Raw genomic sequence first — 7,703 nt, 5'->3', positions numbered from 1 at the left:
GTTAGGATACTTAGTACGACCAGCAAAGAAGTTAGTGAAAGCTGTTTGTAGGTGTCTTAACCCTTGTTGTAAAGGTACACAGCTAACTTCGTTTAAAAAGTCTAATTCTTCTTGCTTTTTCCACTCGGTTAGCATTGAAGAAGTTTGAGCGTAGCCTACTCTTTCTTGCTTTTCGTACCATGCTTGTGTTCTGAGATGGAGAGCTTTATTGTAAACTAATCTTACACAGCCCAAAGTGCGCCGCAATAGGGACTCTTGTTCTGGTGTGGGGTAAAATCGAAACGAATAGGCTTTTTCCATGTCTCACATTTTAGCATATATTTCGTAAATGTGCTAATATTTAATAGTAAAGCCGTCGTAGAACGACGGGGTTTCAGACCCAAAATTTTCGATGACACCACGCTCGCTCACCGTTTTACTGCTTTCTGTTCTCTTCTGGCTGTCTAGCTGGATCATCATCCCTACTGCTCAAGCTTTAACCCCAATTCAACTATTAGATGTATCTTATAAAGAATGTCCCCCCGAATTAGCCGAGGGGAGTGTCACCAGTGGGGGAACCAGTTTTCCGGCTAATTGTTTTTTAATCACCGGCAAAGCTAAAAATAATTCTGGAAAAACCGTCTATGATGCCGATGTTTTTGGTCGGATTTACGATGCTAACGGGGAACCGGCTTTACAAAATCGTAGCCGAGTCGGGGCAATTCCAGAAGTGCCACCGGGGATTAGTGATTTCGAGATCAGAATTTCTGTTTCTACCAATCAACCAACCCCCTTGCGACTGGAAAAATTCAAAGCTTCCGGTTTTACCAGTAGTGTTGATCCGCGGATTTAGAAACTGCTACTGACCAAACTACTGGCCCCTGTGGCTACGACACTCTGAACAACGTTGAGCAGCAGAAAAGCGAGAATCGGGGAAAAGTCCATCCCGCCTAGGGGTGGGATAATCGAGCGAAAGAGGTTTAAATAGGGATCGGTAATCGGACTGAGAAAAGACATAATCTGATAGGCCCAACCGGCATTTTGGAACCAAGTCAGTAAAACCCTAACAATTAGGATTACCGAGTAAATTTGCAGGAAATTGTTGATTATCGTCAAAATAAACCCTATATCGCTCATAAATAAATCTTTCCTCAAGAAGGCGTGATGGTTAGTTTAGCTTTGATCTTACCAAAAAAATAGTCTTTAGTTATTCTCGCCGCCCTGTCTTACTGGTTTTAACTGGCTATCGGCATTCATCGGGGTTGACGGACACCGGGTAAGAAAACTGGATACAGCAGTTATCTTAATGGTGAGGTACGAAGTTTTCCTTTTCGGGAGACTCGGATTGTTCAAGTAGTTTTTCCATAGCTAACTGACGGTCTGGATGGGAGGACACATAAAAACGATTGCATGGTATGATAGGGGTTTTGGAACTATTGTTTTAGGTCAAGATCATGGCGAAACGAATGCAGGTTATCCTCAATCAAAAAGTCAGCAAATTAGGCGAAAATGGCGATGTGGTAGAAGTGGCACCCGGTTATGCGCGCAATTACCTTATCCCCCAAGGTGTGGCTGTTTTAGCCACCAAAGGCGCGATTAAACAGGCAGAATTTAGGAAAGAAAAAGAGCGTCAACGTCTTCTGGCCGAAAAACAAGAAGCGGAAACCAGAAAAACTGCGATCGAAAAACTCAGTCCCTACAGCATCCCTAAACAGGTGGGTGAAAACGAGGCAATTTTCGGTACTGTCACCAGTCAAGATGTGGCTACGGTTATTCTAGAAAATGCTAAATTAGAAATCGATCGCCGTGGTATTACCGTCCCCGATATCGGTCAATTGGGAGTCTATAAAGTACAAGTCAAACTCCATCCCGAAGTTAGTGCCGATATTGAAATTAAAGTAATTGCACAATAACAATTGTCGGGGCATAGTTATCAGTAATCAGTGAAAATTTATCAGAGCGATTAACTAGCTGATGGCTGATAGCTAATAGCCATTCACATCTCAAAAACTATGACTCATTCCACGGACATAAAAACCCTAGCGCGCTGGATGGCGGCGGATTTTAGTAATCAAGAACAAGCTTTTGCTAATCCGCCTTTTTTTGCCCATATTCGCGTGTGTATGCGTCCTTTGCCCGATGAATTACTGAAGGGAACCAGTTTATTTTTAGAGCAGGCCTACGATTTTATGCTCAATACTCCCTATCGTTTGCGAGTATTTAAATTGTCGGTAGTCGATGATCATATTGAACTAGAAAACTTTAAAGTTAAAGAGGAAGCTAACTTTTTTGGTGCTTCTAGAGAACCCCAGCGTCTCAAAAATCTCACCTTAGACCTATTAGAACCGATGCCGGGTTGTGATATAAATGTAACTTGGACAGGTAACAGTTTTAAAGGGGTGGTGAAACCGGGTAAACAATGTTTAGTCTTTCGCAAAGATAGAATGACTTATTTAGATAATAGTTTTGAAATTAGTGAACGGGGATTAATTAGCGTTGATCGCGGTTTAGATCCCGAAACCGATCAATTAGTCTGGGGTTCGATCGCCGGTCCCTTTGAGTTTGTGCGTCGCGCCAGTTTTGCTGAGGAAGTGTGAGAAAAATTCTCGGTTTTTAGCTATGAAAATCGCCACATGGAATGTCAACTCGATTCGCAGCCGACAAGAGCAGGTAATTAACTGGTTACAACTCAATCCCGTTGAGGTTTTGTGCTTGCAAGAAACCAAGGTAATTGATCGAGATTTTCCCAGAGAAGCTTTTGAATCTTTGGGTTATCATCTCTATATTTCTGGACAAAAAGCCTATAATGGTGTGGCGATTTTTAGCCGAAAACCCATGAGCGATATCACTATGGGATTTAGTCCAATTATCGGCGAAAATTTAACGGGAGAACTGGACGAACAGAAACGGGTAATTACTGGAGTAATCGGCGATATTCGGATTATCAATCTCTACGTTCCTAACGGTTCTTCCCTAGATAGTGATAAGTATATTTATAAGCTTAAATGGTTAGAAACTCTTAGGAAATATCTAGATAAAATTATTAATTCTCAACCTCAAGAATTATGTATCTGCGGAGATTTTAATATTGCCTTAGAAGATAAAGATATTTATGATCCCAAAGGCAAAGAAAATCATATTATGTCTTCAGCTAAAGAAAGAGAAGCTTTAGAAAAGGTCTTAGAAATTGGTTTACAAGATGCCTTTAGAAAATTCACCTCGGCAGCAGGACATTATAGTTGGTGGGATTATCGCAGCGGTGGTTTTTCTCGTAACCGAGGTTGGCGAATCGATCATCTTTATTTAACTCCTCAGCTATACGAAAAAGCCGTTAATTGTCTGATCGATCGAGAACCCAGAAAACAAGAAAAACCTAGCGATCATACCCCTGTTATTCTGGAAATATCAAACAAAAAATAGCTAAAGGATCAACCTAGACTTTGCACAGCCAGAATTTTGCTCTCTTAGCTTCCCTAACCGGGGACTTTCAGCTTGAGGATTTATTCGGTAACGAGAAAATGCTATGATTCGGGTTGAATTTACCAAGTTTATTAATTATGCGTTCTCCCCAATTAATTGTTCTATTGCTCGGTTTATCCCTTCTCCCCAGCATCTCCCCCGCTTTTGTCCACGCTAATCCCTCGATAGTGCCAGTGAAACAATCGAGGAGTAGCGATTGGGGACAAAAAATCAGCGAAGCGGAAATTAAAGCAATGATTGAAGACATTAAAACCGCTATTAAAGATAAAAATATCGCCCTAATACTCAAACACTATGCCCCATTTATTTCCTCGCAATTGACCATTAAAACCGATGCTAGTACCGAAATTTTTGAGTTAGATGGCATCACGGAACATAAAAGATTTTTAGAGGAATCCTACAAAAATATTAAAAGTATGGAGGTTCTTTCTGAGAATTGGGATGTGGATATTCTTGCTAATGACGAGATGGCGATAATCACTCGCGAGCGGGTAGTCAATATTACCAACATCGAGGGTGATAACTATATAGTGGCATCGGCAGCCGTGGCTAAAGTCGCTCCCATCGACGGCAAATTGAGGATATTTTCCATTCAAGAAACCGCCGAAGTGGGACGCAGACCAAAAAAATAATTAGTTTCTCCGGTTGGGACTGGCCCAACCCGACTCCCGGCGTCTTCGTCCCTCGATAAAACCGTCATCGTAGTCCCTGGAATTGCGCGGATTATCATAGCGGGCAAAGTTAAACCCGTCCTCTAGTCCGCGCTGAAATTCTTGCTCTGGTGGCACAAATCGATAACGTTGTCTATTATCCTGTACCGCTCGGTTGATTAACAAGGCCCCCGCTCCAATACCAACGGCCTCACCAAAGGTTAAAGACCTAGCATAATCGATGTTAATTGTCAAGAAAGTTGTTGTTAAAATTAAGGCTTTTCCCCAATGTTGACCCATAAAATCCTCCTTCAAAAAATCAAGTTGACAACAAAACCAGTACAGATACCGACTCCCCAAAAGGAAAACTTTCTACCTCACCATTACGATAACTGCTATGAGCTAGATTTAGAGGAATGGGAGTGAAAGCGAATCCCCAAGAAGACATCGTAGAGGAAACTCCAGAAATTCTTACCTTGCAGTAGGCCTAAAGACTGTTCACAATCTTTTGCGTCTAAAAGCGGTTTAGTGGCATAGTATGCAGGTTGGTATTTGTACCAGGGAATCGACGGCCAGAGATGATGCACGAGATGATAATTCTGCCCTAAAATCAGCAGATTTAAGAGAGGACTGGGGTAAACGCGGGCATTTTTCCAACGATTACGCTCTTGGAAAGGACGATGAGGAAGATAATCAAAAAATAAACCGAGGGCAATTCCCACCACTAAAGCGGGAACAAACCAAAAATTCATCACATAGCCAATAAAACCATATTGACAGGCGACGATGACTATGGTAGCAACAAAAAGACGACTGAGGAACCATTCCAGCAGTTCGTATTTTCGCCAGAGTTGCCGCTTAAAAAAGAAAATCTCGTGATAAAAAAATCTGGCCGCAATCATCCACAAAGGTCCACCAGTGGAGACAAAATGATCCGGATCATTTTCGGGATCGTTAACGTGAGCGTGGTGCTGTAAATGGACTCTAGTGAAGACCGGAAAGGCAAAACCGAGCATTAAAGCACTACCATGACCTAAAATAGCATTAAATGTCCGATTGCTATGGGCAGAATTATGAGAGGCATCGTGGATAACTGTCCCCGATAAATGTAAAGCGAGGACATTAGCGGTAAAACAAATCCAGTCGGGCCAGGACCATAGCCAATAGCCACAGGTAGATAGGGTTATTAGGCTCAAGGCAATGAAAAACATGGTAACGTTTGGGTTGAAGCCCCCCGGTGCTTTTAAATACTCTTTGGGGACTGTCAGCAACATCTCGGCCGACTGCATTATGGGTGTTGCTCCTTATTGTGTTCGCTTTACTGGCGTAAATTATCATACTACGCCTTTTTCATAAAGTTTTGTAACATTATCTTAATTAATCTAAAGTTATGAGGAAAGTAAGGATTTGTTATATGGTTCCCGAAGGAAAAGCGAGGCTACAAGAGAAAATCACGGGCGCTTAACGCCAGTTTCGCACTTAAACGATTAAAAAATTCGGCTAGAGACTCGGCTTGAGAGGGGGCGATCGCCTGTTTCCCCGCTATCACCGATTCTACTCTATCCCGATCGCCGAAAATATCGATAAGACACTGCCTATCGATCTCGAATTCATCAAGTAAAGATTCTAAGGTAGCGGTAGGACTTGTTCGGGCGATCGGATAATGTTTCCGCTCGTATTCTTCCACTAATAAGACCAGTAAATCAAATAATAGTCCTTCGTCATTGATTAACTCCCGTGACATCATCCCTTCAATTATGCTTAAAAATCGCTCGTATTCTTGCGAGTTATTAATCGGTTTCGGTTGATACTGCAACAGTAAATCACCATAGGTTAATGGATTAGAAGTAGGTATCATTTTTCCAGTTCTCCTTATTGTATTTAGGGTGACTTAGAATATATTTAACGAAAATGGTTTGACGAGAATAATTGATGTCAGCGATTAAACGGTATTTGTTTCCCTTGATATTAAAAACTGTAAAATTTCCCACCGCCTCCGCTTTCGGGTAGCGACCTTGAACCTCTACTAAATTTTTCCAGTTAGCCTTACTAGCGAAGTTATACCAATCGGTCAGAGCGTCTTCTGCGTCCGAGTGGCGTTCCCAAAACTCTCGTAATTTAACTTTACTGATCACGTGCATTGATCGCTAGTTTTATTGTTCTCTTTAACCTAAATAAACATGGATCACTCTAATAATTATAGTGTATGTCAATTTGACCGATCCGAATCGAACCCCAGAAAAGCGCATCGCCCCGAATCCCCAATCGAGTAATCAATAGCTATATTAAGTATAAGAAATATAAATAACAAAATCCTTGACAAAATGACAAGTATTGTCAGCAAATTCAATTCAGAATATGCCCCTCAAACAATCCCTTGACCAACCCCTCACCCTCGCACCAGTTGCGAGCGCAATTGCCCGATTTACCGATTTATCCCCCAACGCGATCGAGGAATTACAAAGACAGCAGCACAATTAAAGCTTTTAACCGCAAAGGGTGGGGAATTAGCGAAATTTAGGCTCATCTCCCCACCCCAAGCGCGATTAACGACGTTTAGCGAGGCGACGCACCACTAAACCACCCCCTAGTATCCCTAATCCGATAATACCAGAAGGTTCGGGAGTGGACACCCGCGGCTGACTTTGGCTGAATACCTGTACGCGGCGGTTGAACGAATCAGCCACATAGATATTACCACCGCTACCGACGGCGATACCGAAGGGGAGATTGAACTGACCGTTCCCCGTACCGAAGCTACCGAAAGCGGACTGGAAGACACCACTAGAGTTGAATACCTGTACGCGATGGTTGGCAGTATCAACCACATAGATATTACCACCGCTACCGACGGCGATACCGAAGGGGCCATCGAACTGACCGTCCCCCGAACCGGCGCTACCGAAAGCGAAAGAAAAACTGGCTGCAGTGGCACTGGTGGCGATACTAATACATCCGATCGCAGTGGCCGTGACTAGAGAAAAGGATTTCAGCAGAGGCTTTGATAAGCCGTGCTTCTCCCCCCCCCGTGATTGATAAGGTTAACTAATAGCATAAGGCTCCACAAAATTAAACTGATTGCAAGCTACCCCTTCCTCTAGTAATTGTCAAGAAATTCCTGGTTAAGATGTGACAAATTTGCTGAAATTTATAGAGTTTAGTCGATGATTAGAATTGAATTTTGCCCATAATGTATTCCGCGCTACGATTCTCTTCGGCAATAGTTACGACAAATACAGGATGTCAACACCGGCGATCGAGGGTATCCTAGGAGAAACGGAAAGTAATCCCTGAAGATGTTTGATAATATTTGTAAATTTATTGCCGAAAACTTCTCCGATGATTTAGCCACTTGGTTATTAGGTTCTCCCCTCCCCTTAACCGTCCTCGACCCGACGGAATTACAATTAGACCCCATTCGTGCCGATTCTCTGATTTTTTTGCAGTCAGAGGAATTAATTCTCCATACCGAATTTCAAACCGACCCCGACTCTAAGATTCCTTTCCGAATGCTTGATTATCGCATTCGCGTCTATCGTCGTCATCCCCAAAAACAAATGCGTCAAGTGGTAATTTATCTGCGACGCAGTGATT

At 42.6% G+C, this 7,703-nt stretch carries 14 protein-coding genes and 1 pseudogene; 8 read left to right on the top strand and 7 right to left on the bottom strand.

The window, feature by feature from the left end; genetic code table 11:
• Window positions 1-300, bottom strand: a 300-nt coding sequence (locus IM479_RS04895) for an RNA-guided endonuclease InsQ/TnpB family protein (RefSeq protein ID WP_287685281.1), incomplete at its 3' end; no start/stop codon positions are given.
• A gap of 91 nt (window positions 301-391) precedes the next feature.
• On the opposite strand from IM479_RS04895, the gene IM479_RS04890 reads away from it, so the two are divergent.
• Window positions 392-832, top strand: coding sequence for a hypothetical protein (locus tag IM479_RS04890; RefSeq protein ID WP_287685280.1), 441 nt, complete (start codon window positions 392-394; stop codon window positions 830-832).
• Here IM479_RS04890 and IM479_RS04885 read toward each other — a convergent pair.
• A complete protein-coding gene (locus IM479_RS04885; RefSeq protein WP_061430502.1) occupies window positions 829-1,116 on the bottom strand; it encodes a YggT family protein in 288 nt (95 codons plus the stop codon). The genes IM479_RS04890 and IM479_RS04885 overlap by 4 nt on opposite strands.
• Window positions 1,117-1,433: 317 nt before the next feature.
• Between IM479_RS04885 and rplI the strand changes: the two genes are divergently transcribed.
• The 4 genes from rplI (at window position 1,434) to IM479_RS04865 (ending at window position 4,091) form a co-directional block, all read left to right on the top strand.
• A complete protein-coding gene (gene rplI / locus IM479_RS04880) occupies window positions 1,434-1,892 on the top strand; it encodes a 50S ribosomal protein L9 (protein WP_012264300.1) in 459 nt (152 codons plus the stop codon).
• 99 nt (window positions 1,893-1,991) lie between these two features.
• Window positions 1,992-2,576 (top strand): chromophore lyase CpcT/CpeT, encoded by a 585-nt coding sequence (locus IM479_RS04875; RefSeq protein ID WP_287685279.1) that lies wholly within the window; start codon window positions 1,992-1,994, stop codon window positions 2,574-2,576.
• 22 nt (window positions 2,577-2,598) lie between these two features.
• On the top strand, window positions 2,599-3,399 hold the full coding sequence (xth, locus tag IM479_RS04870; RefSeq protein ID WP_287685278.1) for an exodeoxyribonuclease III: 801 nt from the start codon (window positions 2,599-2,601) through the stop codon (window positions 3,397-3,399).
• A gap of 137 nt (window positions 3,400-3,536) precedes the next feature.
• On the top strand, window positions 3,537-4,091 hold the full coding sequence (locus IM479_RS04865; RefSeq protein WP_287685283.1) for a hypothetical protein: 555 nt from the start codon (window positions 3,537-3,539) through the stop codon (window positions 4,089-4,091).
• Here the strand turns inward: IM479_RS04865 and IM479_RS04860 are convergent, their stop codons facing one another.
• The 4 genes from IM479_RS04860 to IM479_RS04845 form a co-directional block, all read right to left on the bottom strand.
• Window positions 4,092-4,409: a hypothetical protein gene (locus tag IM479_RS04860; protein WP_287079865.1), complete on the bottom strand. Its 318-nt coding sequence runs from the start codon at window positions 4,407-4,409 to the stop codon at window positions 4,092-4,094.
• A 95-nt stretch (window positions 4,410-4,504) separates the two neighbouring features.
• On the bottom strand, window positions 4,505-5,398 hold the full coding sequence (crtR, locus tag IM479_RS04855; RefSeq protein ID WP_287685277.1) for a beta-carotene hydroxylase: 894 nt from the start codon (window positions 5,396-5,398) through the stop codon (window positions 4,505-4,507).
• Window positions 5,399-5,547: 149 nt separating this feature from the next.
• Window positions 5,548-5,967 (bottom strand): helix-turn-helix domain-containing protein, encoded by a 420-nt coding sequence (locus tag IM479_RS04850; protein ID WP_287685276.1) that lies wholly within the window; start codon window positions 5,965-5,967, stop codon window positions 5,548-5,550.
• Window positions 5,951-6,250, bottom strand: a complete 300-nt coding sequence (locus IM479_RS04845; protein ID WP_286824474.1) for a type II toxin-antitoxin system HigB family toxin — start codon at window positions 6,248-6,250, stop codon at window positions 5,951-5,953. The genes IM479_RS04850 and IM479_RS04845 overlap by 17 nt, the downstream gene beginning before the upstream one ends.
• Before the next feature lie 193 nt (window positions 6,251-6,443).
• Between IM479_RS04845 and IM479_RS04840 the strand changes: the two genes are divergently transcribed.
• Window positions 6,444-6,590: a hypothetical protein gene (locus tag IM479_RS04840; protein WP_287685275.1), complete on the top strand. Its 147-nt coding sequence runs from the start codon at window positions 6,444-6,446 to the stop codon at window positions 6,588-6,590.
• Between the two features lie 65 nt (window positions 6,591-6,655).
• On the opposite strand, the gene IM479_RS04835 is transcribed toward IM479_RS04840, so the two are convergent.
• Window positions 6,656-6,967 (bottom strand): 6-bladed beta-propeller, encoded by a 312-nt coding sequence (locus IM479_RS04835; protein ID WP_287685282.1) that lies wholly within the window; start codon window positions 6,965-6,967, stop codon window positions 6,656-6,658.
• Here IM479_RS04835 and IM479_RS04830 point away from each other — a divergent pair.
• Both IM479_RS04830 and IM479_RS04825 read left to right on the top strand, forming a co-directional pair.
• Window positions 6,917-7,087, top strand: a complete 171-nt coding sequence (locus IM479_RS04830; protein WP_287685274.1) for a hypothetical protein — start codon at window positions 6,917-6,919, stop codon at window positions 7,085-7,087. The two genes, IM479_RS04835 and IM479_RS04830, sit on opposite strands and share 51 nt — an antisense overlap.
• Window positions 7,088-7,405: 318 nt before the next feature.
• Window positions 7,406-7,703: pseudogene (locus IM479_RS04825) on the top strand (Rpn family recombination-promoting nuclease/putative transposase); the annotation flags it as partial.

This window comes from Microcystis sp. M165S2 (genome assembly GCF_020245885.1).
GTDB lineage: Bacteria > Cyanobacteriota > Cyanobacteriia > Cyanobacteriales > Microcystaceae > Microcystis.
Note: the sequence above shows the minus strand (reverse complement) of the source record. Positions and strands in the feature narration are given on the sequence as shown.

What these genes read in the sequence shown, in the direction of transcription:
- IM479_RS04850 (WP_287685276.1), bottom strand. Translation starts at nt 5,967, where the DNA reads ATGATACCTACTTCTAATCCATTAACCTATGGTGATTTACTGTTGCAG.
- IM479_RS04885 (WP_061430502.1), bottom strand. Translation starts at nt 1,116, where the DNA reads ATGAGCGATATAGGGTTTATTTTGACGATAATCAACAATTTCCTGCAA.
- rplI (WP_012264300.1), top strand. Translation starts at nt 1,434, where the DNA reads ATGGCGAAACGAATGCAGGTTATCCTCAATCAAAAAGTCAGCAAATTA.
- IM479_RS04865 (WP_287685283.1), top strand. Translation starts at nt 3,537, where the DNA reads ATGCGTTCTCCCCAATTAATTGTTCTATTGCTCGGTTTATCCCTTCTC.
- IM479_RS04890 (WP_287685280.1), top strand. Translation starts at nt 392, where the DNA reads ATGACACCACGCTCGCTCACCGTTTTACTGCTTTCTGTTCTCTTCTGG.
- IM479_RS04845 (WP_286824474.1), bottom strand. Translation starts at nt 6,250, where the DNA reads ATGCACGTGATCAGTAAAGTTAAATTACGAGAGTTTTGGGAACGCCAC.
- IM479_RS04860 (WP_287079865.1), bottom strand. Translation starts at nt 4,409, where the DNA reads ATGGGTCAACATTGGGGAAAAGCCTTAATTTTAACAACAACTTTCTTG.
- crtR (WP_287685277.1), bottom strand. Translation starts at nt 5,398, where the DNA reads ATGCAGTCGGCCGAGATGTTGCTGACAGTCCCCAAAGAGTATTTAAAA.
- IM479_RS04830 (WP_287685274.1), top strand. Translation starts at nt 6,917, where the DNA reads ATGGTTGGCAGTATCAACCACATAGATATTACCACCGCTACCGACGGC.
- xth (WP_287685278.1), top strand. Translation starts at nt 2,599, where the DNA reads ATGAAAATCGCCACATGGAATGTCAACTCGATTCGCAGCCGACAAGAG.
- IM479_RS04875 (WP_287685279.1), top strand. Translation starts at nt 1,992, where the DNA reads ATGACTCATTCCACGGACATAAAAACCCTAGCGCGCTGGATGGCGGCG.